The organism is Tepidibacillus sp. LV47 (assembly GCF_048381575.1).
In the GTDB taxonomy this organism is placed as follows: domain Bacteria; phylum Bacillota; class Bacilli; order Tepidibacillales; family Tepidibacillaceae; genus Tepidibacillus.
This window is the reverse complement of sequence record NZ_JBLWIF010000005.1, coordinates 79849-103591: the sequence shown is the minus strand read 5'-3', so window position 1 is coordinate 103591 and position 23743 is coordinate 79849. Positions and strand designations below refer to the sequence as shown.

26 protein-coding genes and 2 other annotated features are annotated in these 23743 nt (G+C 37.0%); of the genes, 18 read left to right on the top strand and 8 right to left on the bottom strand.

The features are described 5' to 3' along the window. Positions 1-38: 38 nt before the first annotated feature. A complete protein-coding gene (locus tag ACMW72_RS07610) occupies positions 39-338 on the bottom strand; it encodes an MTH1187 family thiamine-binding protein (RefSeq protein ID WP_418368249.1) in 300 nt (99 codons plus the stop codon). Positions 339-507: 169 nt separating this feature from the next. On the opposite strand from ACMW72_RS07610, the gene ACMW72_RS07605 reads away from it, so the two are divergent. From ACMW72_RS07605 to ACMW72_RS07575, 7 genes are all read left to right on the top strand, one after another. Further along, a complete protein-coding gene (locus ACMW72_RS07605; protein WP_418368248.1) occupies positions 508-1281 on the top strand; it encodes a Cof-type HAD-IIB family hydrolase in 774 nt (257 codons plus the stop codon). 176 nt (positions 1282-1457) lie between these two features. Further along, positions 1458-2549 carry a phosphate ABC transporter substrate-binding protein PstS gene (pstS, locus tag ACMW72_RS07600; protein ID WP_418368247.1) on the top strand — a complete coding sequence of 364 codons (1092 nt, stop codon included), beginning with the start codon at positions 1458-1460 and terminating at the stop codon, positions 2547-2549. Positions 2550-2641: 92 nt separating this feature from the next. Beyond that, entirely contained in the window at positions 2642-3565 is a 924-nt protein-coding gene (pstC, locus tag ACMW72_RS07595) for a phosphate ABC transporter permease subunit PstC (protein WP_418368246.1), read from the top strand. Then, positions 3565-4401, top strand: a complete 837-nt coding sequence (gene pstA / locus ACMW72_RS07590) for a phosphate ABC transporter permease PstA (RefSeq protein WP_418368245.1) — start codon at positions 3565-3567, stop codon at positions 4399-4401. The genes pstC and pstA overlap by 1 nt, the downstream gene beginning before the upstream one ends. A gap of 23 nt (positions 4402-4424) precedes the next feature. Next, positions 4425-5177 carry a phosphate ABC transporter ATP-binding protein PstB gene (gene pstB / locus ACMW72_RS07585; protein ID WP_418368244.1) on the top strand — a complete coding sequence of 251 codons (753 nt, stop codon included), beginning with the start codon at positions 4425-4427 and terminating at the stop codon, positions 5175-5177. A gap of 15 nt (positions 5178-5192) precedes the next feature. Further along, positions 5193-5849 (top strand): phosphate signaling complex protein PhoU, encoded by a 657-nt coding sequence (gene phoU / locus ACMW72_RS07580; protein ID WP_418368243.1) that lies wholly within the window; start codon positions 5193-5195, stop codon positions 5847-5849. 86 nt (positions 5850-5935) lie between these two features. Then, a complete protein-coding gene (locus ACMW72_RS07575; RefSeq protein WP_418368242.1) occupies positions 5936-6328 on the top strand; it encodes a DUF6858 family protein in 393 nt (130 codons plus the stop codon). 111 nt (positions 6329-6439) lie between these two features. On the opposite strand, the gene ACMW72_RS07570 is transcribed toward ACMW72_RS07575, so the two are convergent. The 6 genes from ACMW72_RS07570 to nadB form a co-directional block, all read right to left on the bottom strand. Then, positions 6440-6763: an ArsR/SmtB family transcription factor gene (locus ACMW72_RS07570; protein WP_418368322.1), complete on the bottom strand. Its 324-nt coding sequence runs from the start codon at positions 6761-6763 to the stop codon at positions 6440-6442. A 36-nt stretch (positions 6764-6799) separates the two neighbouring features. Next, complete coding sequence (gene arsC / locus ACMW72_RS07565) at positions 6800-7243, bottom strand: arsenate reductase (thioredoxin) (RefSeq protein ID WP_418368241.1); 444 nt, start codon at positions 7241-7243, stop codon at positions 6800-6802. A 26-nt stretch (positions 7244-7269) separates the two neighbouring features. Further along, positions 7270-8322 carry an ACR3 family arsenite efflux transporter gene (gene arsB, locus ACMW72_RS07560; RefSeq protein WP_418368240.1) on the bottom strand — a complete coding sequence of 351 codons (1053 nt, stop codon included), beginning with the start codon at positions 8320-8322 and terminating at the stop codon, positions 7270-7272. 147 nt (positions 8323-8469) lie between these two features. Beyond that, positions 8470-9534 (bottom strand): quinolinate synthase NadA, encoded by a 1065-nt coding sequence (gene nadA / locus ACMW72_RS07555; protein WP_418368239.1) that lies wholly within the window; start codon positions 9532-9534, stop codon positions 8470-8472. Next, positions 9534-10376: a carboxylating nicotinate-nucleotide diphosphorylase gene (gene nadC / locus ACMW72_RS07550; RefSeq protein WP_418368238.1), complete on the bottom strand. Its 843-nt coding sequence runs from the start codon at positions 10374-10376 to the stop codon at positions 9534-9536. The genes nadA and nadC overlap by 1 nt, the downstream gene beginning before the upstream one ends. Beyond that, on the bottom strand, positions 10330-11907 hold the full coding sequence (gene nadB, locus ACMW72_RS07545; protein WP_418368237.1) for an L-aspartate oxidase: 1578 nt from the start codon (positions 11905-11907) through the stop codon (positions 10330-10332). Before nadB ends, nadC begins: the two co-directional genes overlap by 47 nt. Before the next feature lie 424 nt (positions 11908-12331). Between nadB and ACMW72_RS07540 the strand changes: the two genes are divergently transcribed. The 8 genes from ACMW72_RS07540 (at position 12332) to ACMW72_RS07505 (ending at position 20562) form a co-directional block, all read left to right on the top strand. Then, entirely contained in the window at positions 12332-12490 is a 159-nt protein-coding gene (locus ACMW72_RS07540; RefSeq protein ID WP_418368236.1) for a hypothetical protein, read from the top strand. Between the two features lie 407 nt (positions 12491-12897). Then, positions 12898-14811 (top strand): threonine--tRNA ligase, encoded by a 1914-nt coding sequence (gene thrS, locus ACMW72_RS07535; protein WP_418368235.1) that lies wholly within the window; start codon positions 12898-12900, stop codon positions 14809-14811. A gap of 51 nt (positions 14812-14862) precedes the next feature. After that, positions 14863-14974, top strand: a sequence feature (ribosomal protein L20 leader region). Between the two features lie 34 nt (positions 14975-15008). Next, complete coding sequence (gene infC, locus ACMW72_RS07530) at positions 15009-15518, top strand: translation initiation factor IF-3 (protein ID WP_418368321.1); 510 nt, start codon at positions 15009-15011, stop codon at positions 15516-15518. 29 nt (positions 15519-15547) lie between these two features. After that, a complete protein-coding gene (gene rpmI / locus ACMW72_RS07525) occupies positions 15548-15745 on the top strand; it encodes a 50S ribosomal protein L35 (protein ID WP_418368234.1) in 198 nt (65 codons plus the stop codon). A gap of 37 nt (positions 15746-15782) precedes the next feature. Next, complete coding sequence (gene rplT / locus ACMW72_RS07520; protein WP_418368233.1) at positions 15783-16142, top strand: 50S ribosomal protein L20; 360 nt, start codon at positions 15783-15785, stop codon at positions 16140-16142. 226 nt (positions 16143-16368) lie between these two features. Further along, a complete protein-coding gene (locus ACMW72_RS07515) occupies positions 16369-18108 on the top strand; it encodes a B12-binding domain-containing radical SAM protein (protein ID WP_418368232.1) in 1740 nt (579 codons plus the stop codon). Positions 18109-18185: 77 nt separating this feature from the next. Beyond that, a complete protein-coding gene (locus tag ACMW72_RS07510) occupies positions 18186-19334 on the top strand; it encodes a Na+/H+ antiporter NhaA (protein WP_418368231.1) in 1149 nt (382 codons plus the stop codon). A 172-nt stretch (positions 19335-19506) separates the two neighbouring features. Next, positions 19507-20562: a M42 family metallopeptidase gene (locus tag ACMW72_RS07505; RefSeq protein ID WP_418368320.1), complete on the top strand. Its 1056-nt coding sequence runs from the start codon at positions 19507-19509 to the stop codon at positions 20560-20562. A gap of 39 nt (positions 20563-20601) precedes the next feature. On the opposite strand, the gene sspI is transcribed toward ACMW72_RS07505, so the two are convergent. Beyond that, on the bottom strand, positions 20602-20808 hold the full coding sequence (gene sspI / locus ACMW72_RS07500) for a small acid-soluble spore protein SspI (protein ID WP_418368230.1): 207 nt from the start codon (positions 20806-20808) through the stop codon (positions 20602-20604). A 114-nt stretch (positions 20809-20922) separates the two neighbouring features. Here sspI and ACMW72_RS07495 point away from each other — a divergent pair, with 114 nt between their 5' ends. The 3 genes from ACMW72_RS07495 (at position 20923) to pheS (ending at position 23740) form a co-directional block, all read left to right on the top strand. After that, positions 20923-21591, top strand: a complete 669-nt coding sequence (locus ACMW72_RS07495; RefSeq protein ID WP_418368229.1) for a potassium channel family protein — start codon at positions 20923-20925, stop codon at positions 21589-21591. Continuing rightward, a complete protein-coding gene (locus ACMW72_RS07490) occupies positions 21588-22406 on the top strand; it encodes a TrmH family RNA methyltransferase (RefSeq protein ID WP_418368228.1) in 819 nt (272 codons plus the stop codon). Before ACMW72_RS07495 ends, ACMW72_RS07490 begins: the two co-directional genes overlap by 4 nt. Positions 22407-22439: 33 nt before the next feature. After that, positions 22440-22668: a binding site (T-box leader), on the top strand. A gap of 37 nt (positions 22669-22705) precedes the next feature. Continuing rightward, positions 22706-23740, top strand: a complete 1035-nt coding sequence (pheS, locus tag ACMW72_RS07485) for a phenylalanine--tRNA ligase subunit alpha (RefSeq protein ID WP_418368227.1) — start codon at positions 22706-22708, stop codon at positions 23738-23740. The last annotated feature ends 3 nt before the right edge of the window (positions 23741-23743 follow it).

The following is a 23743-nucleotide window of genomic DNA, read 5'->3' as shown; positions in this document are numbered from 1 at the left end:
GTCACTTCGTTGTGGCATCTTTTTATCTTTATTTTGAATTAATGTAAGGATTGTTGAACGACGGATACTTGATGATTCATTTCCATATTTTTGTCTACGCGATCATCAATACTTATATTTGTAATGACACGCTGTACTCCATTGGTTATGGCATTTTGATGAATTTCCTTTGCCACATCCATTAATTGATTAATGTCTCCTTCAATGATCGTTGCTGTAGGGGTAATCTGATATTTTAATCCCTTTTGTTCAATTAAACGTACAGCATTGGAGACATGGGAACTAAAACTTGGCGAATTTGTCCCAACGGGAACAACACTAATTTCAAGCAATGGCATGTTTGTCACTCCTTTATTAATAGGTTTGAGTTCTATCTATAGAATGCTTAAAAAAGCAAAATCTATACAACATGGATAAACACTACGAACATCTTATCCAAAAACAGCGTATTTCTATGATATAATTTCCTATGTATTGAAATTTGTTATGAAATTAGGAGCGTGAAACATGTCATACAAAATTGTCTTTTTTGATATTGACGGAACATTAGTGGACGAAGAAAAAAGGATTCCCTCTGATACCAAAGAAGCCTTGCAAGACTTAAAGAATAAGGGAATTCTCATTGCAATAGCTACAGGACGAGCTCCTTTTCACTTTGAAGAAATAAGAAAAGAATTAGGGATTGATTCTTTTATTAGTTTTAATGGTTCTTATGTTGTTTATAAAGGAAAAATTATATATCAACATCCTATTAGCAAGAACGATTTGGCATTACTAGAGCAACACGCAAATGAGAGGAATCACCCGATAGTTTATTTGAGTGATAAAGATTGTTTTGCTAATGTAAAGGATCATCACCATATCATTGAATCTTTTCATTCTTTAAAATTAAATTCGCCAAATTACCGTCAATCTTATTGGCAGGAAGAAACCATTTACCAAGCATTACTCTATTGTCAAGATCATGAAGAAAGTTATTATATCAAGAGCTTTATTGATCTTCAATTTGTTCGTTGGCATCAATATTCGATGGATGTTATTCCAAAAGGGGGCTCAAAGGCTAAAGGAATCGAGATGATGCTTAATTACTTAGGGATCTCTCCATCAGAGGCTGTAGCTTTTGGTGACGGTTTAAACGATCGAGAGATGCTTTCTTTTGTCGGTGCAGGAATTGCTATGGGAAACGCTCATGAAGAAGTAAAACCTTTTGCCAAGTTCATCACAAAACATGTTAACAATGGTGGTATCAGTTATGCCCTTAAACAACTATGTCTGATTTAATTTTGGAAAACCAAAAATATTAAGCATGAAAACATAAAAATGAGGGGAACATATGAAAAATAATCTTTAGGAATTTACAATTTCTTAACATTCTGTTCATGTAAGCTTGAAAAAGACAAGCTATAATTCAAAATGTGAGTTAAGAAAACACAAAAATCTGAGGAGGAAAAGTAATCGTGTATTTCAAAAAAATAGGCTTATTTTTCTTAGCATTAGTGATTATCTTTACTTTAGGTGCATGTCAAGCTCAACAACCACAAGGTGGGCAAGGCGCATCCAACAATAATCAACCAGCAAAGGGAAATGGAACACTTATTAATGGTTCTGGATCTACTTTTGTTTATCCGTTGATTGACAAAGCAAGGGCAGGGTACGAACAAAAAGCGGGAATTCGCGTGAATTACAAAGGCACTGGTAGTGGTGCTGGAATTCAGCAATTGATTGCAAAAACTGTTGAATTCGGTGCTTCTGATGCTCCGATGAAAGAAGATGAAATTCAAAAAGCTGGTGGAAATGTCCTTCATATTCCTGTTACCCTTGGTGGAGTAGCAATCTCTTATAACTTAGAAGGAGTTCAGGATTTAAAATTAACAGGTGAAGTACTTGCTGAAATCTATACGGGGAAAATTACAAAATGGAATGATAAGAAGATTGCAGATCTAAATCCTGGGGTTCAATTACCTGATCTATTAATCGCTCCTGTATATCGTTCAGAAGGATCTGGAACAACCTTTATTTTCACAAGTTATTTAAATGCAGCGGCTCCAAACATTTGGACAAAAGAGAAAGTGGATAAAAACATCGATATGGCTGCGAATAAAAATGCTATTGGTGCGAAAGGAAATGCTGGGGTAGCAGCTCAAATCCAAAATACAAAAGGTGCTATTGGATATGTTGAATTAGCTTATGTGATTCAAAATAATATGACTGCTGCTTCCATTCAAAATAAAGACGGCCAATTTGTAAAACCAACTCTTGCTTCCGTTACTGCGGCAGCGGTAGGTGCAGCACAAAGCTTTGCAAAAGATATGAAGAGTTCTTTAGTGAATCAGCCAGGTAAAGATAGCTATCCGATCGTTGGAACGACATGGGCATTGGTATATGAGCAATCTCCATTAGATGCTACAAAAACAAAACAAGTTGTTGACTTTTTAAAATATTTAGTAACTGACGGTCAACAATATGCAGAAGCTTTAGGGTATGCTCCATTACCAAAAGAAATTCAGGATCTTGATCTAAAAGAATTAGACAAAGTGAAAGTAAAATAGTAAAATCATAGTGGTTCTGCTAAAGCAAAAAGCCCTTCCATTAGGGTTTTTTGCTTTAGCTTGTGTATTTTATCTGGCAAGGAGTGTATGGCTTGAAAAAAAATTTAGGGGATAAGATTTTTAAAGGAATCGCATATGTTTTTGGGTTTTCGATTCTTTTTTTATTGTTTTTCATGGTCTACGAAATGTATCAGGGCTCAAAATTATCGATGAGTGAGTTTGGGCTTGGGTTTATCTTTCAAAAAGATTGGAATCCTGTTGAAGAAAATTTTGGAGCTTTGACTTTTATTTATGGAACCATTGTATCCTCCTTGATTGCGTTATTGATCGCAACGCCAATCAGTGTAGGAATTGGTATTTATTTAGTAGAAGTGGCACCAAAATGGGTTCGCAATGTGGTTGGCTTTATGATTGAGCTCTTGGCTGCCATTCCATCGATAGTTTATGGTTTATGGGGCATTTTTGTGTTGGCCCCAATCATTGCCGAAGATGTAGCGCCGTTTGTTGATAAGACCCTTGGCCAAATCATTCCTTTTTTTAGAGGTCCTTCGTTTGGGGTTGGACTCATTACAGCAGGAATTATTTTAGCCATCATGATTACGCCAACCATTGCTTCAATTGCAAAAGAAGTTATTATGACTGTACCAAATTCTCAACGGGAAGCTGCATTAGCATTGGGTGCAACAAAATGGGAAATGATTCGTATGGCTGTATTAACCTATGCGAGAACAGGAATCATTGGTGGTATGATTATTGGATTAGGGCGAGCGATCGGGGAAACGATGGCTGTTACGATGGTGATCGGAAACCGTCCTGCCATTGCGGAGACGATTTTCCAACCTGCCTATTCGATGGCCAGTGTCATTGCAAACGAATTTACAGAAGCATCTTCTAACCTGTATCTATCCGCATTAATTGAGATTGGTCTATTATTATTTGGAGTTACATTGTTAATTAATATTAGTGCGAGATTATTAATTTGGTCTGTTTCAAAGGGAGTTCAAGAGGTGAAATGATGAATTCATTAAAAATTAGAAAAATAAAAAGTGCCCTTATGATTAGTATCACGATATTATTCACAATTGCTGCTTTAATCCCTCTTTTTAGTATTTTTGGTTATGTACTTGCAAAAGGTTTACCTGCATTAAATATTGATTTCTTTACCCAACTTCCTGCACCTGCTGGTGAACCAGGAGGAGGAATGGCACAGGCCATTTTAGGGACCTTGATTTTAATTACACTTGCATCATTAATGGGAATTCCAATTGGTTTAATGACAGGAATCTATCTATCTGAGTATGGGAGAAATCGCTTAGGGAAGATCATCAGTTTCTTAACAGATATCTTAATTGGAGTGCCATCTATTGTTGTAGGAATTGTCGTATATACACTATTAGTAATTCGTATGGGCGGTTTTACCGCAATCGCGGGTGGTGTAGCTTTGGCGATCATTATGATTCCTGCGGTTACACGTACTACAGAAGAAATGCTAAAACTAATCCCAAACGATATTCGAGAAGCTGGATTAGCCCTTGGTTTACCGAAGTGGAGAGTCATCTTATTTATTGTCGTTCCTTCTGCTTTACGCGGAATTGTGACTGGTGTTATGTTAGCCGTGGCACGTGTTTCCGGAGAAACAGCACCCTTATTATTTACGGCTTTTGGTAATTCTTATTTTAGTACATCTTTATTACAACCAATGGCTTCTCTACCTGTTCAAGTCTATACTTATGCCACATCTCCTTATAAAGATTGGCAAGCTCAAGCGTGGGCTGGGGCTTTAACATTAATTCTTTTGGTCTTATTATTTAACGTTTCTGCGCGGTTTATAACAAGGCAAAGATCTTCGTGATTTTGTTCAAATGAGGTGAAACCATGTCAATTCAAGTCAACAATTTAAATGCTTGGTATGGGGATTTTCATGCGATTAAAGATATAAATTTAGATATTGCCGATAAACAAGTAACTGCATTAATCGGACCTTCAGGATGTGGGAAATCTACTTTTTTACGTACCATTAACCGTATGCATGAAGTGATAGAAGGTGCAAGAGTTTCAGGTGAAATCATTGTTGATGGGAAAAATATATATGACTCAGATGTAGATCCAGTAAATATTCGTCATAAGATCGGAATGGTTTTCCAAAAACCAAATCCATTTCCAACCATGTCCATTTACGATAATGTAGTAGCAGGATTACGTCTAAATGGGATTAAAAACAAAAAAATATTAGATGAGGTTGTAGAAAAAAGTTTAGTTCAAGCCAACCTATGGGATGAAGTTAAAGATCGCTTACACAAAAACGCAATGGGACTATCTGGTGGTCAGCAACAACGTTTATGTATTGCAAGAACGCTAGCCGTAGAGCCCAGCATTATTTTAATGGATGAACCAACTTCAGCACTTGACCCCATTTCTACTTTAAGAGTAGAAGAACTGGTTCATTCTTTAAAAGATAAATATACTATTATTATCGTTACTCACAATATGCAACAAGCTGCTCGTGTATCAGATAAAACCGCATTTTTTCTAAATGGGGAATTAATTGAATATGATGATACTGTAACCATATTTTCAAATCCCAAAAACCAAAAGACCGAAGATTATATTACAGGTCGTTTTGGTTAATAAAGGAGTGATCACATGCATCGTAAAACTTTTGACCAAGAATTGAACAACTTACAACAGAAACTCGTTCATATGGGCCAGTTTGTTGAGCAAGCATTAGAACGAGCGTTAGAATCTTTATCCAATTTGGATCGTGAGCTTGCCAGAAAAGTAGTAGATGATGATATTAAAGTCAATGAAATGGAAGATGAGATTGAAAGCTTGGCCCTTCAATTAATTGCAACACAACAACCTGTTGCAAAGGATTTGCGTAAAATCATCGCTGCGATTAAAATTGCGAGCAGTTTGGAAAGAATGGCAGATCTTTCTGTTGATATAGCAAAAGTGACGATTCGTATTCAGGAAGATCAATTAATGAAACCACTCATTGATATACCAAAGATGGCAGAAATGGTCAAAGAAATGCTTGCAAATGGGATAGAGTCCTATATCACTGAAAATGTCGAATTAGCGTTTGCTTTAGCAGAAATTGATGATCGAGTTGATAAATTGTACAGCCAAGTATTGCGAGACCTGTTAGAAATAATGACTCAAAGACCAGAAACCTTAAGTCAAGCCATGCTCTTATCTTTTGTTGCTCGTTACATTGAACGAATCGGGGACCACGCAACAAACATTGGAGAAAGTGTGATTTATTTAGTTAAGGGGAAAAAGCCTGACTTAAACTTGTAGTGTTGATATGAATAAAGGATTGCGGGATAATAAATTCTGCAATCTCTTTTTTATTTTTATAAATCGTCATTGGAGGGTACTATAGTATGGAAAAAATTAAATTTATGGAGAACTACTCGGTATACACTAAGAATATTATGAAGTCTAATACCACGTTTCAAACTGTAGATGAAATTATGGAGCATCTGAAACAAAAAGCAACAGCGCATCCAGCAGCAGAATTCATTGCTATATATGATCATTATCAACATACAAAAAATCTAGAAAACGGAGAAATTGCAGAAGGAATTGTGGATGCCAAGAACTTTATCTTTTGTTTTGGGGTGAGGATTCCTAACCCGAATACGTTGGCATTACGTCCTCGCTCGATTGGGGTTGTGGAATATGAAGATAAGTTTGTCCTTAGTTTCATGGAGGCACCAATGGAGAATGCTAACAAAACAATGATAGAATGGGTAGAATCCGTAGAGAATAAATAAGTAAGTAGGAAGTAAGGAAAAATAAATATAAAGAAACCCGTATGAATGCAAAAATCATACGGGTTTTTGGCTTTTGAGGGGGATAGGTTATAGCATTCATAGGAACGAAACTCACTTTTTACTAGGAGGCAAGCTACAAGTATTTCCCACATCAATAGAGTTGACCCAATCTGTGAGATCGGGTAATAGCTCAATAATTGCTTTGCGTATAAGATCACTTTCTTCTGGTGCTCGTAAGGAATAATAGACCCATTGTCCCTGTTTCCGTTCTTTGACCAAGTTCATCAGTTTTAACTTTCGAAGATGTTGAGAGATGGCTGGTTGAGAAACATCAAGTAATTCGGTAAGCTCACAAACACATAGCTCTCTTACCTTTAATAGGGAAAAAAGAGTGAGTCTCGTTTTATCCCCAAGTATTTTTAATAGTTCAGCCATTTCATCAATCTCCTGGATATGAGGATTGTCCAAGGATTATTCCTCCTTTAACGTTTGCCTTGCTTCTTCAATGATGTCATAAACCAATTTGTCAATTTGATCCCTTACTTTACGGAAAACAGCCATAATTTCTTCTTCTGTCCCCGTCGTTTTCGCTGGATCTTGCAGTGGCCAGTGAATTCGTTTCACGTGTGGAGGGGTGTATGGGCAACGTTCTTCCGCATCTCCGCATAATGTGATCGCATAAAGAGCGTTATTTAGAATTTCTGGGTCAATGATATCGGATGTATGATTGCTAATATCTACTCCAACTTCTTTCATTACTTCCACCGCTCTTTTGTTCAATCCATGGGCTTCGACACCTGCGCTATAGATGTCAAAGTCTCCACCCGCATATTTTTTCCCAAAGCCTTCGGCCATTTGACTACGGCAAGAGTTCCCTGTACAAATAAAGTAGATAATTGGTTTGTTTTTTGCCATGATATCATCCTCACATTCTTAGATTTTTACATAGATTGTGGAAAATATTTCTTTTGAAACCATAATGCCACATTCACTAAACCAATCATAACTGGAACCTCTACAAGTGGACCGATAACAGCAGCAAAAGCGGCTCCAGAATTGATTCCAAATACCCCGACAGCAACGGCAATCGCTAATTCAAAGTTGTTGCTTGCAGCAGTAAAGGATAAGGTCGTGGAAATGGAATAGTTAGCGCCGGCTTTTTTACTAATATAGAAAGAAACTAAAAACATAACCACAAAATAGATCAATAAAGGAATAGCGATACGAACTACATCAAGAGGTAATTTAATAATCATGTTTCCTTTTAAAGAAAACATAACAATAATCGTAAAGAGCAATGAAATCAATGTGATTGGACTGATCTTTGGAATGAACTTTTTTTCATACCATTCCTTTCCTTTTGTTTTGACTAAAGAATAGCGAGTAATCATTCCGGCAATAAAAGGTACCCCTAAATAGATAAAGACACTTTTCGCCACTTCAGCAATCGTAATATCGACAGCAAATCCTTGTAAACCAAACCAACCTGGTAAGATAGTAATGAAAATATAGGTGTAAAGGGAATAAAATAACACTTGGAAAATAGAATTAAACGCTACAAGCCCAGCTGCGTATTCGGTATCTCCTTTGGCCAGATCATTCCAAACAATAACCATAGCAATACAACGGGCCAATCCGATCATAATCAAACCAATCATGTATTCTGGATAATCTCGTAAGAAGATAATGGCAAGGAAAAACATGAATAATGGACCGATTAGCCAGTTTTGGATTAACGAAAGTCCTAAAACTTTGCCATTACGAAAAACTTGACCCATCTCTTCATAACGAACTTTTGCTAATGGAGGATACATCATCAGGATTAATCCAATTGCAATTGGAATAGAGGTCGTTCCCACTTGAAATTGATTTAAGAAGGAAACAAAGTTAGGAAACAAAAACCCAGCCCCAATCCCAACAATCATCGCTGTAAAAATCCATATCGTAAGATAACGATCCAAAAAAGATAATCTTTTGCTGACTTTTTCACTCAACTGTAAACACACTCCTCTACCTTCAAAACTATGTAAAATATAATTACATGCTTATATATTAAATTAAAAAGTCCTAAAAAACAAGATAGACCTTTACAAAGATGGAAAAGGTCTATCTCAACTCAAATTTTCGAATCGATTATTAGATTATTTAATCATGAACATGTTGTTAAGTGCTAATAAAGCATCTTCTTTTGTTTTTTCATCTACAATTATTTGATTAACAACCCTGCCTTTAACAATATTTTCTAAGGAATTTAGCAAATCTATTAAATCAATTTTATTCATAGTATAACAATTGATACAGGTATATGGATTTAACGAGATAATTTTTTTGTCTGGATTATTATGTTTCAAGCGATTGACTAAATTAAGTTCTGTACCTATCGCCCATTTGCTTCCACTTTCTGACTGTTCAATCGTTTGAATAATTTTGTTGGTTGACCCGTTTTCATCAGCCATTTGTGCTACTTCAAAAGTACATTCAGGATGAACAATAATTTTCATATCAGGTTCTGTTCTACGAAGATGTTTTATATCTTCCACAGTAAAGTTTTGATGAACTCCACAATGACCTTTCCATAAAATAATTTTAATATTATTTACATCTCCATCTAATTCTAATTCTTCTTTTATAGGATCCCAAACAGCCATTTCATCAAGCTGAATTCCAAGGGTATATGCTGTATTACGACCTAAATGTTGATCAGGTAAAAACAGGACGCGTTGTTTTTTAGTGAAGGCCCAAGAAAGTATTTTTTTTGCATTGGATGAGGTAACTGTAGCTCCACCATGTCTACCTACAAATGCCTTTATCGCTGCAGTAGAATTTACATAAGTTAAAGGAATGATGGTATCACCATAGATATGGGTTAAATATTGCCAAGCTTTTTCTGCTTGCTCTAAAGTTGCCATATCTGCCATCGAACATCCAGCCTCTAAATCTGGTAGTATTACTTTTTGGTTAGCATTCGTCAAAATATCGGCTGTTTCAGCCATAAAATGCACACCACAAAAAACAATAAATTCAGCTTCTTTATTTTCAGCAGCTAATTGCGCTAACTTAAGAGAATCTCCTATATCATCAGCAAATTGTATCACTTCGTCCTTCTGATAGTGATGACCAAGTATGTACAAACGACTCCCAAGTTTTTTCTTAATTTCCTGTATGCGTTCTTCCATTTGTTTTACGCTCAACTCTAACGCTTCCATTACTTTTTCCCTCCAGAAATATTAAAGCTAATATCTAATGCATTTGCTGAGTGGGTAAGCATTCCTAAAGAGATGTAATCAACTCCTGTATCACGATACTGTGCTATATTGTCCAGTGTAATTCCACCTGATGCTTCTGTAATGATATGATCAGGGACAAGGGATACATATTCTTTCACTTGTTCAGGTGTACAATTATCAAATAGAATGATGTCAGCACCGGCATTAACCGCTTCTATAACTTCTTCCTTTGTTTCTGTTTCAACTTCAATTTTAACCATATGTCCTAATTGTTGTTTCATGGTTTGTATAGCTTTTGTAATGCTGCCTAGATAGGCAGTGTGGTTATCTTTAAGCATTACACCATCATAAAGCCCAAACCGATGATTATAACCGCCACCACAGCGTATAGCATATTTTTCCATCATCCTAAGGCCAGGGGTGGTTTTTCTCGTATCACATATTCTTGTATGGTCACTGTTTAGTAAGTCAACTGCTTTTTTTGTTATTGTAGCAATACCACTCATTCGCTGTAGAAGATTTAATATTACCCTTTCTCCGCTAAGAAGATAAGTGATTGGACCGCAAACTGAAGCAATGATATCTCCTTTTTTAACCTGATCACCGTCATTAGCATAAAGTATTACATCGATCGAAGGATCAAAAATCGCATATCCTTCTTTTATAACTTGTAGCCCACAAATTATCCCATCTTCTTTAACCACAAATTGACCGCAGCCTTTACTTTCTTCAGAAAATATTGTTTCGCTTGTAATGTCCCTTTCTCCTATGTCTTCAATGAAGAACTGTTGAAGTAACATTTTTAACTTGATTGAATTCATTTTCTTCACTCCTTCTTACAATATATCGTTTCAGCCATTTTTCATCATTAGAATAAGGGTAGTCTTTGCGAAAATGTCCACCACGGCTTTCAGTTCTTTTTAAAGCTGATGTTGTAATTAACCATCCTGTAGTTACCATATTTAATCTAGTTATTTCCTCAAAAGACAAGTCGATTATCATGTTAGAATGAAATTTTGGTAGAAACTGTTCAAACCATTCTTTGGCAAAAAGAAGGCTAGCTTCATCTCGAATGATTCCTACGTTCTTCATCATTACATCTTGAATTTCTTTTATTTCCGGCAGTGATAATTTCAGTTTTTGTATTTGAGGAATCATTGGATCTCTCCTTATGTTCTTTTTAGGTCGCATGAAAATATATTCAGCTACTTTATTTGCAAAAACAACTCCTTCTAAAAGAGAGTTGCTAGCTAAACGGTTAGCTCCATGAACACCGGTATAAGCTACTTCGCCGATAGCATATAGTCCTTTCAAGGTTGTTTCACCATAAGCATTGGTTTTAACTCCGCCCATGATAAAATGGGCACCTGGAGCTATTGGTAATAATCCAGTGTTTATGTCGATATGGCCAGTTTCACACATTTTAGAAATGGTAGGAAAACGTTTAGTAAAATCTTTAATTATGGATATATCAAGATATACTTGATCACCATTTTGCATAGACAGATAGATTGTTCTTGCCACAATATCTCTTGGCGCAAGGTCTTTTAGAGGATGAATACCTTCCATGATCAATTCTCCCTTTTGGTTGACAAGTCTTGCTCCTTCACCGCGAACAGCTTCGGATACTAATCCAAAAGGGATACTGTTATGAACGAGCATTGTTGGATGAAATTGAATAAATTCAAGATCAATTAAATCAGCCCCTGCTCGATAGGCCATAGCAATTCCATCACCGGTAATTGTATGATCGTTAGAACTAATTGGATAAAGCCTACCAATACCCCCAGTAGCTAAAACGATATGGTCAGCTTGATAAATAAAATATTCACCCTGCATATTTTTGGTTATGACACCGACACAATTACCATTATGAGTTAATAGTTCGTAAACCATCTCATCTTCATATATGGTAACATGGGGTTTGATAAGCTTAATTAATTTTTCAATGATGATTTTCCCAGTCGAATCTCCTCCTGCATGGACGATTCTTCTGTTATGATGTCCCCCTTCTCTACCTAATTCCAAGTTGCGATGGTGATCGCGATCAAAAGTAACTCCAATATCAATGAGTTGTTGAATGATTTTTGGAGCATTTTGCACAAGGCATCTCACAGCTTCTTCGACATTATGATAATGGCCAGCGATAATCGTATCCTGAAAATGATGTTTCCAAGAATCATTTTTACCAATCGCTGCTGCAATTCCCCCTTGAGCCAAGATCGAATTACTATGATCTAGCTTTCCCTTTGTAATTAAAATCACTTTTTTTTTGCTGGAAAGGAGGTAGGCAGCATATAAACCTGCTATCCCACTGCCAATTATAATTACATCGGCTTTTCTCATTTTCATTAATAAAGCCTCCTTAAAATACTAACAACACACTTGTCTTTACATCTATATTTACACAAAACAAAGGATATGACAAGGGATTTAGCTGAAAAACATATTACTTACTTATAAAAGAAGAATATATAAACCAAATATTGGTAAATATAACATTGCAAAAATTAATATAACGTTTACACTCTCTTAATAATAGAAGATTATCCTTGTAGTAAAAGAAGCTACAGGAAGGTACTTATGGAAAGCTTTGATCGATTCCAGTTAAAATACTATTCAACAGCCATTGCTTTTAGATAATTGTGGAACAAATTATTCCCTTATTTAATGATCGAGTGGACGGCGCATTGGGAAATGAGTATACTCGAAGCAGCCACTATAGCCATGAAACATCAAAGGGATAAACAAAATGATTGTATGGTAGTGATGGAAAATGGACAATGCAACAAGCCATTTTCCAAACCAATCGTTTAATCAGGAATGTGGAAGTGAATTGAAAGAGACACTTCGAACGATTGGACAGACAAAAGAAATTCTTCTAAACATATTTACCAACATTCAATTCCATCAACAAAATCTTGAAGAATCTTAGACCAATCCAGACAACGAAGACGCATTGCAATCACAAAGTTAACGAAATCTGTGGTTCTTGACTTTTGACTATGGAATCACTATAATTTTTATCAATGTTATAACTTGATAAATTTCAGATTCGATGATGAGGACATGAATCATCAGAACACCCGTTTCCAGAGAGAGAACCCACTGGCTGAAAGGTTCTTAACGAAGAATGATGATTTACCACCTCGAAGAAATCAAGGTGAAACCAGTAGCTTTGATCGGGAATGGCCCCGTTATCAACGAAGAGGGTTTAGATCAATGTATAGATTTCTGTTTACACATCTAAACCGAATTTGGGTGGAACCACGACACGATCGTCCCAATAGGATGATACGTGTCTTTTTTCGTTTATAACGACAAAAACAAGGAGTGAAAGAAATGGACAAAATCAAGATTACATTACCTGATGGTTCTGTAAGGGAATTTGACAAAGGTGTTACCACTTGGCAAATCGCAGAATCGATTAGCCCAAGTCTTAAGAAAAAAGCAATCGCAGGAAAAGTAAATGGAAAACTCATCGATCTATATATACCTATTGAAGAAGATGCAACACTTGAAGTCATCACATTAGATTCAGAAGAAGGATTAGAAGTTTATCGTCATAGTTCTGCCCACCTCCTTGCGCAAGCGGTCAATCGCTTATATCCTGGAACAAAGTTTGGAATCGGGCCAGTCATTGAAGATGGATTTTATTATGATATGGATGTACCTGTCACTTTATCAAGCGAAGATCTTGAAAAAATTGAAAATGAAATGAAAAAAATTATTAAAGAAGACTTACCCATTCGTCGCCGTGTGGTGTCTCGTGAAGAAGCATTACGAATTTTCCAAGAAAGTGGCGATGATCTAAAGGTGGAGATCATTAATGAACTACCAGAAGATGCAGAGATCTCTATTTATGAACAAGGGGAGTTCTTTGATCTTTGTCGCGGGCCACATCTTCCCTCAACAGGGAAAATAAAAGCCATTAAATTGCTAAGCATAGCAGGCGCTTATTGGAAAGGAGATTCCAACAGACAAATGTTACAACGGATTTATGGAACTTCTTTCCCCAAAGAGTCACAACTTGAGGAATATTTGCATTTCCTAGAAGAAGCCAAGAAACGGGATCATCGCAAATTAGGTCGTGAACTGGAACTCTTTATGTTTTCCGAAGAAGCTCCTGGAATGCCTTTTTACCTTGAAAATGGGATGATTATTCGCAACGAGCTTGAGAATTTCTCTAGAAAACTTCAAGAACGAGCAGGATATATGGAAGTTCGCACTCCATTAATGATGAACCAACGCCTATGGGAGCAATCTGGACATTGGGATCATTATCATGAGAATATGTATTTTACAGAGGTTGATAATACCAAGTTTGCTTTAAAACCAATGAACTGCCCAGGCCATATGTTAATCTATAAAAGCCAGCTTCATTCCTATCGCGATTTGCCCCTTCGTATCGCAGAGTTTGGCCAAGTTCATCGCCATGAATTATCTGGAGCCTTAAATGGAATGATGCGTGTTCGCACCTTTACTCAAGATGATGCTCATATCTTTGTTCGTCCTGATCAGATTGAATCAGAAATTAAAAATGTAATCAACCTTATTGATCAGATTTATGGTGTCTTTGGTTTTGATTACCGTGTGGAATTATCCACTCGTCCAGAAGATTCCATGGGATCAGATGAATTATGGGAACAAGCAGAAACAGCCTTAAAAAATGTATTAGACCATCTGGGAATGGAGTATGTCATCAATGAAGGGGACGGTGCATTCTATGGGCCAAAGATAGACTTCCATATTCTTGATGCCTTAAAACGAAGCTGGCAGTTAGCAACCATTCAGCTTGATTTTCAAATGCCAGAGAAATTTGATTTACATTATATTGGGGAGGATAATAACCGATATCGTCCCGTTGTGATCCACCGTGCAATCATGGGATCGATCGATCGTTTTATTGGAATCATCACCGAACATTTTGCTGGAGCTTTTCCCGTTTGGTTAGCTCCTATTCAGGTGAAATTGCTCCCAATTGCACAAGCCCATGTGGAGTATGCCAATGATGTCTACCACAAGATGATCGAACAAGGAATTCGGGTCAAACTGGATGATCGCAATGAGAAGATCGGCTATAAGATTCGTGAAGCACAATTGCAAAAAGTACCTTATATGCTCGTTATCGGGGATAAGGAAGTTGAGAATGGAACACTATCTGTTAGAAAACGCAGCTATGGTGATCTAGGTGCAAAACCAGTAGATGAAGTTATCGCTCAGATCATCGAAGAAATAAGAACAAAAGCAAGATAGTTTATTGACAAAGATATAAAATTGTGCTATGCTGATTTAGCAATCATATGGATAATCAAGCAGAAGCGCCCGCTTCTCACCTTATTGACTAGGGTCAATGGGTTAATATGAATGAGAAGGATGGATAAGTGTGGGCGCATTGCGTCTACACTTTTTTCTTGCTTTTTTATCCATGGAAAGTTTTTTGGAGGTGGCAAATTATTATCAAAGAATATTTAGTCAATGAGGACATTCGTGCTCGCGAAGTTCGTCTAATCGGGCCTGATGGAGAACAGATTGGGATTGTTCCTTTAAAAGAGGCATTAAGAATTGCTGAAGAGCAAAATCTTGATTTGGTAAATGTTGCTCCTGCAGCTAAACCGCCTGTTTGCAGGATCATGGATTACGGCAAATTCCGTTACGAACAAAGTAAAAAGGAAAAAGAAGCACGGAAGAATCAAAAAGTGATCAACACCAAAGAGATTCGCTTAAGTCCAACCATTGAAGAAAACGACTTTCAAACGAAGCTTCGCAGTGCGATTAAATTTTTAAAAGCGGGAAATAAAGTAAAAGTCACCATTCGCTTTCGCGGACGTGAAATCACTCACCAAAATATTGGCGAAAATGTCTTAAACCGTTTAGCTAAAGAAGTAGAAGAGATTTCTGTTGTTGAACGGAAGCCAAAATTAGAAGGTCGTAGTATGGTTATGATTTTAGCGCCGAAATAAGAGTTTATGATAGATTGGAGGAATTGGTTATGCCAAAAATGAAAACACATCGTGGAGCAGCAAAACGCTTTAAGAAAACAGGTAGTGGTAAGTTGAAAAGAAGCCATGCTTTTACTAGCCACCTTTTAGAAGGGAAAAGCCCAAAACGCGCTCGTCATTTACGTAAGAGTACTCTTGTAAGTAAAGGTGATTATAAACGTATTAAACAATTAGTTACCTATCTATAATTAATGAACAAGGTCATGATCGAGGAGGGAAATTAATATGCCAAGAGTAAAAGGCGGATATGTGACTCGTCGTCGCCGCAAAAAAGTATTAAAACTAGCAAAAGGTTATTTCGGTTCTAAGCACCGTTTATTTAAGACTGCAAATGCTCAAGTCATGAAATCTTTATTATATGCTTACCGTGACCGTCGTCAACGTAAGCGCGATTTCCGCAAACTATGGATTGCTCGTATCAACGCAGCTGCTCGCATGAATGGTTTATCCTATAGCAAATTCATGTATGGTTTAAAAGTAGCTGGTGTAGATATGAACCGTAAAGTATTAGCTGACTTAGCTGTAAATGATGCAAAAGCATTTTCTGAGTTAGCACAATTAGCAAAAGAAAAAATCAATGCTTAATATGATTATTGAAAAAAGCACCCTTAGCGGGTGTTTTTTTTCAAAGATAAGAAAGTATAATAATGTTTGAAGCAATAGCTCCCTTACAAAACGTGAAATGGCTTGTATGTTCTAACTGGGTTTGTATATTCCATAAGCAGCGACTTTTGGTAGTGTATTTATACACGGACAACGGGGTGCGTTGGAATATACAAACCTATTTTTAGTAAAAAGGAAGAGGATTGCGATGAAAATCGTCTTATCAACCTTGAATGCGAAATATATCCATTCGTCACTTGCTTTACGCTATCTCAAAGCATATAGTCAGAAAGAGTTTCCCAATATAGAAATCTGTGAGTATTCCATTAATGAACCCTTAATGACGATTTTAACCGATCTATATGAAAGAAAACCAGATGTGATCGGGTTTTCATGTTACATATGGAATATTGAAGAGACGATTCAATTGATTCAGATGTTAAAGAAGGTAAGACCTGATTTAACGATCGTTTTAGGTGGGCCTGAAGTTTCTTACGATATCTCCTATTGGTTTAATCGTATAGAAGAAATTGATGTGATTGTTTACGGTGAGGGAGAGGCAACATTTCTTCATCTTTTGCAAACTCTACAAAAGGGAGAAACATTAAATCAGGTACAAGGGATTGCTTATCGAACAGAAACAGGCTACTATATTAATCCTCCTCGGCCAAAATTGGATCTCAATCAGATTCCAAGCCCGTACCAAGATGAAGAAGATTTAGCCTCATTGCGAGATAAAATCGTCTATTTTGAAGCTAGTCGTGGATGTCCTTTTTCCTGTGCCTATTGCTTATCTTCAGTTGAAACTGGGGTCCGTTATTTTGCTATTGACCGCGTAAAAGAGGATCTATTCCGATTGATTCAACACGGAGTTAAGACCATTAAATTTGTTGATCGAACGTTTAATCTAAATAAAAAGTATGCTATGGAAATCTTCCAGTTTTTAATTGAGAATCATCAGGGGACTGTTTTTCAATTTGAGATCACCGCTGATATTATGAAGGAAGATGTCCTTCAATATCTTGTCGATCATGCGCCAAAGGGGGTTTTTCGTTTCGAAATCGGCATTCAATCGACCAATGACTATACGAATGCCCTTGTAAATCGAAAACAGAACTTCAAAAAACTAAGCCAAACGGTTTTGAAAATCAAAGAAAGTGGAAAAATCGATCAACATCTAGATTTAATCGCCGGGCTACCTAAAGAAGATTATGCTTCTTTTCGTAATACATTTAATGATGTATTCGCACTGCGACCTGAAGAATTACAACTTGGATTTCTCAAAATGTTGCGGGGAACAAAAATCTGGTATGAAGCAGAACAATATGGATATGTCTATCAAGATTATGCTCCTTATGAGATTCTAAAAAATGATGATTTGCCATTTGACGATGTGATTCGCCTCAAAAGAGTGGAGGATGTGTTAGAAAAATATTGGAATGGGCATCGGATGGATCAGACCATTGAATACCTCGTTGACAAAGAGTTTTCTTCTCCTTTTGATTTTTTTCAGGAATTTGGTGATTATTGGACAGCAAAAGGCTGGCATCGTATCGGACATCAGTTAGAAACCTTATTTTTAAGGCTTCTTGAGTTTTTACAAGATCGTCAAACCAAACACATTGACTTTATCGTAAGTTTAATGAAATTTGACTACTTTTTAAATTTTACACATAAACCAAGAAAAACCTGGTGGGAATTTGCGATTTCTAAACAGAAATTGAATGATATTTTTAAACAGTTGGTTCAACATCCTGAAAGATTTTCTGCTCAATTCCAGATGCTAGGATTGAGCGAAAAAGATTTGCATAAACATACGATGGTAGAGATCCTTCCCTATCATCTTGGGGATTATTTTGAAACAGGAGCAATGGTCAAACAAGATACCTTATTCCTTGTTTACTTTAATCCCCCGAAAGAACCCATTTATTTTTTAAAAGAGGTTTGACATCATAAGAAAGTAAAGTTAAAATCGGATTTGTTATAGAATAGTGACAGAATTGAACTACAAAAGGGGGATGCTGATTGCGAAAAACGGTAAACTTATTAAGAGAATTTTCTATTCCATTGATTTCCGGTGTCATTGTCGCATTAATATGGGCGAATCTCTCACCAGAGAGTTATAAAAGCTTTGTTTACGGAAAATTATTTGGTGAATTTGATTTTCATTTCTTTGTTAATGATATTTTTATGGTCTTTTTCTTTGCGATTGCTGCGGTTGAGATTACGCAAAGCTTTATGCCAGGTGGTGCTTTAAATCCCATCAAAAAAGCGGTTAACCCACTTATGGCCACTTTGGGTGGGGTATTAGGACCTGCTATTGTCTATATGACATTAAATGCGATCATTGGCTCACCAGAACTCTTTCGGGGTTGGGGTATACCAACAGCAACAGATATTGCTTTAGCTTGGTTGGTTGCAAGATTTGTCTTTGGTAATAAGCACCCAGCTGTGTCTTTCTTACTTTTATTAGCGATCGCAGATGACGCCATTGGGTTGGCCATTATCGCTATTTTCTACCCAGATCCTGCCCATCCTGTTGAACCCGTTTGGTTATTATTAACATTAGCAGGGATGACTGTGGCTTTTATTTTAAGAAAAGCGAATGTAAAGAGCTATTGGCCATATCTTATCATAGGCGGAGCATTAAGTTGGACAGGCTTGCACAATGCCCACTTGCATCCTGCATTGGCTTTGGTCTTTATCATTCCATTTTTACCTCATCCAATTCAAAATCCTGGGGAATTATTTGAAGAAGATGAATCAGATATGTCAACATTACATCAATTTGAGCATCAGTGGAAAGCCTTCGTTGATTTTGGCCTATTTACCTTTGGATTGGCAAATGCAGGAGTTGAATTCTCTGAAATCGCTACTGCGACATGGTTAGTGTTTATTGCACTCCTTGTCGGTAAAACGTTTGGGATATTTACATTAGGTTTGATCGCTAATCTAATAGGATTTTCATTACCAAACGGTATGGGTAAAAAAGAGCTGTTTTTAGCAGGGGTTGTTGCAGCGATGGGATTAACGGTTGCTCTGTTTGTTGCCGGAGCAGCATTTACCGATCTAAAAGTCCAAGGTGCAGCGAAAATGGGAGCGCTCTTTAGTGCAAGTACAGCGTTGATTGCTTTTATCGTTGGTAAAATGTTAAGGATCAAAAGAATCAATTAACCTCTGAATTCAGGATTGAAGAGAGAAAAATCTCTTTTCAATCCTTTTTTTATTTATTCGCCTCCCGAAATATTTGTATAATTTGTTTTTATTATTCGGTATAATAAGTTTGTTTAAACGTACCAATCTAAATCAAGGAGGTTGAGCTAAAGTGGAAGACCAAACTTTACAAATGTTTAAAGAACTAACAGAAGCACCTGGTGTTCCTGGTCATGAAGGACCTGTTCGTGAGGTGATGAGAAAATATATCTCTCCATATGCCGATGAAGTCTTTACGGATAATTTAGGAAGTCTAATCGCTAGAAAAGGGGATAAAGGGCCAAAAATCCTTATTGCCGGCCACCTTGATGAAGTTGGCTTTATGGTCACACGGATTACCGATGAAGGTTTTCTAAAATTTCAACCATTAGGTGGCTGGTGGGAGCAAGTAATGCTTGCTCAACGTGTTACTGTACATACGCGAAAAGGAGAAGTTATTGGCATTATAGGTTCAAAACCGCCACACATTTTGCCGGCAGAAGCGAGAAAAAAACCCGTCGAGAAAAAGGATATGTTCATTGATATCGGGGCATCAAGCAAGGAAGAGGCAGAGGAATTTGGCGTACGTCCTGGAGATCCAATTACTCCTGTATCTCCATTTACGGTGATGAAAAATTCAAAGATGTTAATGGCAAAAGCTTGGGATAACCGTATTGGTTGTGCGATTGCGATTGAAGTGTTAAAACGATTAAAGAATGAACAACATCCAAATACGGTTTATGGTGCGGGTACTGTTCAGGAAGAAGTAGGATTACGGGGAGCTCAAACCGTTGTCAATACGGTAAAACCTGATATTGCCTTTGCTATCGATGTGGGAATTGCTGGGGATACACCAGGTGTAACACCCGATGAGGCTATTAGTAAGATGGGAAAAGGGCCACAAATTTTACTTTATGATGCATCCATGGTTCCTCATCGGGGGCTTCGTGATTTTGTGATTCGTATTGCAGAAGAGGAGAAAATTCCCTTTCAGTTTGATGCATTATCTGGTGGGGGAACTGATGCTGGACGCTTCCATTTACAAGGAAGGGGAGTTCCTTCTCTTGTTGTTGGGATTGCAACTCGTTACATTCATAGTCATGCTGCGATCTTACATCGGGATGATTTCGAACAAGCCGTTGAACTTCTCGTTAAGGTGATCAAGCGATTAGATGAAGATACGGTTAACCAAATTAAAAATAATGCCTAAATCTAAAAGAGTGCTATAAAAAAGCACTCTTTTTCATACTCAATTAATATGTTTACTCAATGTTTCCACCATATACTCCTGGGTATCTGCATCTACATTTGACCAAATAATTTCAAACAAAACACCTAAACCCGGTAACGTTTTTTCTTCATGTTCTTCGATGGATGTTACGATCATATCCCTCAACTCTTCTTCTGTTTTTCCTCTTATGTTATTGATAATCGCTTGGCGAAGATCAAAATTCATATTGATTGAAGAACCTCCTTATTTCCAGTGTATTAATTCTTAGTATATCCAAATCGATTTCAATCAATAGTTATGATATAATAAAATTTAAAATGCTTTGAAGGGAGAAACAATATGGGTAAGCAATTTGCGGTCATTGGTCTAGGTCGGTTTGGTTTAAGTGTGGCAAAAACCTTACACGAATTAGACTATGAAGTCTTAGCAATTGATAAAGACGGAGAAAGGATTCAAGAAAATATGAACCAGGTTACCCACGTGGTACAAGCCGATTCAACCGATGAAATGGCCTTAAAATCATTAGGGATTCGCAACTTTGATGTTGTTGTTGTTGCCATTGGTCAAGATATTCAGGCCAGTATTTTAACTACTTTAATTCTTAAAGAATTAGGTGTAGAAACGATTGTCGTCAAAGCGCAAAATCAACTTCATGCTAAGGTTTTATATAAAATCGGGGCAACAAAAGTTGTTTTCCCTGAACGGGATATGGGACAAAGGGTTGCCCATAATCTTGTTACCCCCAATATTCTTGACTATATTGAACTCTCTGATGAATATAGCATTGTTGAAATTATTGCCAGTGAAAAATTGTCAGGGAAAAGTTTAGTTGAATTAAATATTCGCGCAAGGTTTGGCTGTAACGTAATGGCGATTAAAAATCAAGACAAAATTAATATCGCACCAAGTGCAAAGGATATAATCTATGAAGGAGACGTGCTTGTTGTTATTGGTCATAATAATGATTTGAAAAAATTCCAAGACTTTGTCATGAATGGAAAGCGATGAAGATATCGATGAATACAAATGTAGAAATCATTCAATCGGTGCACAATCCAAAAGTCAAGTCATGGATTCGCTTAAAGACCAAACAAGGAAGAAATGAACAAGGGTTATTTTTGATTGAAGGAATCAAGAACGTTGAAGAGGTATTACAATCAGGACAAGAAGTGGTGAGTATTATCTACGGAGAGGACAAAGAGATTCCTGATTCATGGCGAACAAAAATGGAGCAGTCTAAACAACCCATTCATTTATATCAGGTTAGCCAACATATTATCGAAAAACTAGCAGAAACAAAAACCCCTCAGGGTTTTTTTGCCATCGTAAAACAAGAACTACATACCATAGAAACCTTACTCTCCCACTCCTTTTTACTTTTAGTAGATGAAATTCAAGATCCAGGGAATTTAGGCACAATTATTCGCAGTGCGGATGCAGCTGGAGTTGAAGGGATTATCTTAGGTGATGGAACAGTCGATCCTTATAATGGAAAAGTGATTCGTTCCGCCATGGGGTCTATGTTTCATCTTCCCATCGTAAAAGCAAGTTTAGATGAAGTGATACCCCGTTTGAAGGAATCTTCTTTTCAGGTGATTGGTACAAGCCCTTATGCCAAAAAGGCGTATTTTGAAATGGATTATAAACAAAAAACGGCCATTCTTGTTGGTAATGAAGCAAGGGGATTGGCTGAATCAAGAATGGAGCAAGTCGATCAAATGGTGCAAATTCCTTTTATGGGTCAAGCTGAATCTTTAAATGTGGCAATAGCGACTAGTATCATTTTATTTGAGCGAGCTAGACAAATATTGAAATCATCTTGAAGTTTTATTTATAATAAAATAAAAAATTAGATATAAAATGCGAGGAAAGAGAGAGTAGACAACGGATTGATCTTTCTCAGGGAGAAGGTGCCATAGACTGAAAGCATCTTTAAAGATCAAGTTGTTGAAGTTCACTCTGGAGCAGGGCTTTGAAAGATAGTAGGAGTATCCCGTTTGTTGGCGTTAAGACATCGAGGAGGAAAATAACGTTTTGTGTTGTTTTCCTTGAATTAGGGTGGTAACGCGGCTTTTCGTCCCTTGGGCGGGAAGCCTTTTATATTTTTAAGGAGGTTTGAACGATGCAAGACAGGTTAAAGCAAATTCGTGTGAACGCACTGGCTGAGATTGATCAAGTTACAGACTTACAATCCTTACAATCGTTACGGATTAAGTACTTAGGGAAAAAAGGCGAAATTACAGAGGTATTAAGAGGGATGGGGGCTTTATCTCAAGAAGAGCGTCCTTACATTGGGAAATTAGTCAATGAGATTCGTGAAGAAATTGAACAAGTTCTAAGGCAAAAAGAAGAGTTTCTGCGAGAAAAAGAAATGGAACAAAGATTAAAAGAGGAAACCATCGATGTTACCTTGCCCGGTCAACCATCGATTCAAGGGAATCGCCATCCGTTAACAAGAATCATTGAAGAGATTGAAGATATTTTTATTGGTATGGGATTTGAGGTAGCCGAAGGTCCAGAAGTAGAATCGGACTATTATAATTTTGAAGCTCTAAACATTCCTAAAGACCATCCAGCAAGGGATATGCAAGATACCTTTTATATCACAGAAGATATCCTCATGCGTACCCATACTTCTCCTGTTCAAGTTCGGACTATGTTAGCGAAAAAAGGAGATGTTCCAGTAAAAATTATTTGTCCTGGGAAAGTGTATCGCAAAGATGAGGATGATGCCACTCATTCCCATCAATTTACTCAGATTGAAGGACTTGTGGTAGATGAAAACATTAGCATGAGTGATTTAAAAGGGATCTTATTAAGTTTTGCGAAGCGAATGTTTGGGGAACAGTCCAAGATTCGTTTGCGTCCTAGCTTTTTCCCTTTTACTGAACCAAGTGCAGAAGTAGACGTTTCCTGTATGATCTGCCATGGAGAAGGATGTCGGGTATGTAAAGAAACAGGATGGATTGAAATCTTAGGTGCAGGGATGGTCCATCCGAAGGTATTAGAAAATGCTGGTTATGATTCTAACAAATACACTGGTTTTGCTTTTGGGATGGGTGTAGAAAGAATTGCTATGTTGAAATATGGAATCGATGATATTCGTCAGTTTTATATTAATGATCTGCGTTTTCTTGATCAATTTAAACGAATGTAAGGA

Bases quoted from the DNA above. Each gene is read 5' to 3' on its own strand.
- ACMW72_RS07610 (WP_418368249.1), bottom strand. From the start codon at position 338: ATGCCATTGCTTGAAATTAGTGTTGTTCCCGTTGGGACAAATTCGCCA.
- ACMW72_RS07605 (WP_418368248.1), top strand. From the start codon at position 508: ATGTCATACAAAATTGTCTTTTTTGATATTGACGGAACATTAGTGGAC.
- pstA (WP_418368245.1), top strand. From the start codon at position 3,565: ATGAATTCATTAAAAATTAGAAAAATAAAAAGTGCCCTTATGATTAGT.
- pstB (WP_418368244.1), top strand. From the start codon at position 4,425: ATGTCAATTCAAGTCAACAATTTAAATGCTTGGTATGGGGATTTTCAT.
- phoU (WP_418368243.1), top strand. From the start codon at position 5,193: ATGCATCGTAAAACTTTTGACCAAGAATTGAACAACTTACAACAGAAA.
- ACMW72_RS07575 (WP_418368242.1), top strand. From the start codon at position 5,936: ATGGAAAAAATTAAATTTATGGAGAACTACTCGGTATACACTAAGAAT.
- ACMW72_RS07570 (WP_418368322.1), bottom strand. From the start codon at position 6,763: ATGGCTGAACTATTAAAAATACTTGGGGATAAAACGAGACTCACTCTT.
- arsC (WP_418368241.1), bottom strand. From the start codon at position 7,243: ATGGCAAAAAACAAACCAATTATCTACTTTATTTGTACAGGGAACTCT.
- nadA (WP_418368239.1), bottom strand. From the start codon at position 9,534: ATGGAAGCGTTAGAGTTGAGCGTAAAACAAATGGAAGAACGCATACAG.
- nadC (WP_418368238.1), bottom strand. From the start codon at position 10,376: ATGAATTCAATCAAGTTAAAAATGTTACTTCAACAGTTCTTCATTGAA.
- nadB (WP_418368237.1), bottom strand. From the start codon at position 11,907: ATGAAAATGAGAAAAGCCGATGTAATTATAATTGGCAGTGGGATAGCA.
- ACMW72_RS07540 (WP_418368236.1), top strand. From the start codon at position 12,332: ATGGACAATGCAACAAGCCATTTTCCAAACCAATCGTTTAATCAGGAA.
- thrS (WP_418368235.1), top strand. From the start codon at position 12,898: ATGGACAAAATCAAGATTACATTACCTGATGGTTCTGTAAGGGAATTT.
- rpmI (WP_418368234.1), top strand. From the start codon at position 15,548: ATGCCAAAAATGAAAACACATCGTGGAGCAGCAAAACGCTTTAAGAAA.
- rplT (WP_418368233.1), top strand. From the start codon at position 15,783: ATGCCAAGAGTAAAAGGCGGATATGTGACTCGTCGTCGCCGCAAAAAA.
- ACMW72_RS07515 (WP_418368232.1), top strand. From the start codon at position 16,369: ATGAAAATCGTCTTATCAACCTTGAATGCGAAATATATCCATTCGTCA.
- ACMW72_RS07505 (WP_418368320.1), top strand. From the start codon at position 19,507: ATGTTTAAAGAACTAACAGAAGCACCTGGTGTTCCTGGTCATGAAGGA.
- sspI (WP_418368230.1), bottom strand. From the start codon at position 20,808: ATGAATTTTGATCTTCGCCAAGCGATTATCAATAACATAAGAGGAAAA.
- ACMW72_RS07495 (WP_418368229.1), top strand. From the start codon at position 20,923: ATGGGTAAGCAATTTGCGGTCATTGGTCTAGGTCGGTTTGGTTTAAGT.
- ACMW72_RS07490 (WP_418368228.1), top strand. From the start codon at position 21,588: ATGAAGATATCGATGAATACAAATGTAGAAATCATTCAATCGGTGCAC.
- pheS (WP_418368227.1), top strand. From the start codon at position 22,706: ATGCAAGACAGGTTAAAGCAAATTCGTGTGAACGCACTGGCTGAGATT.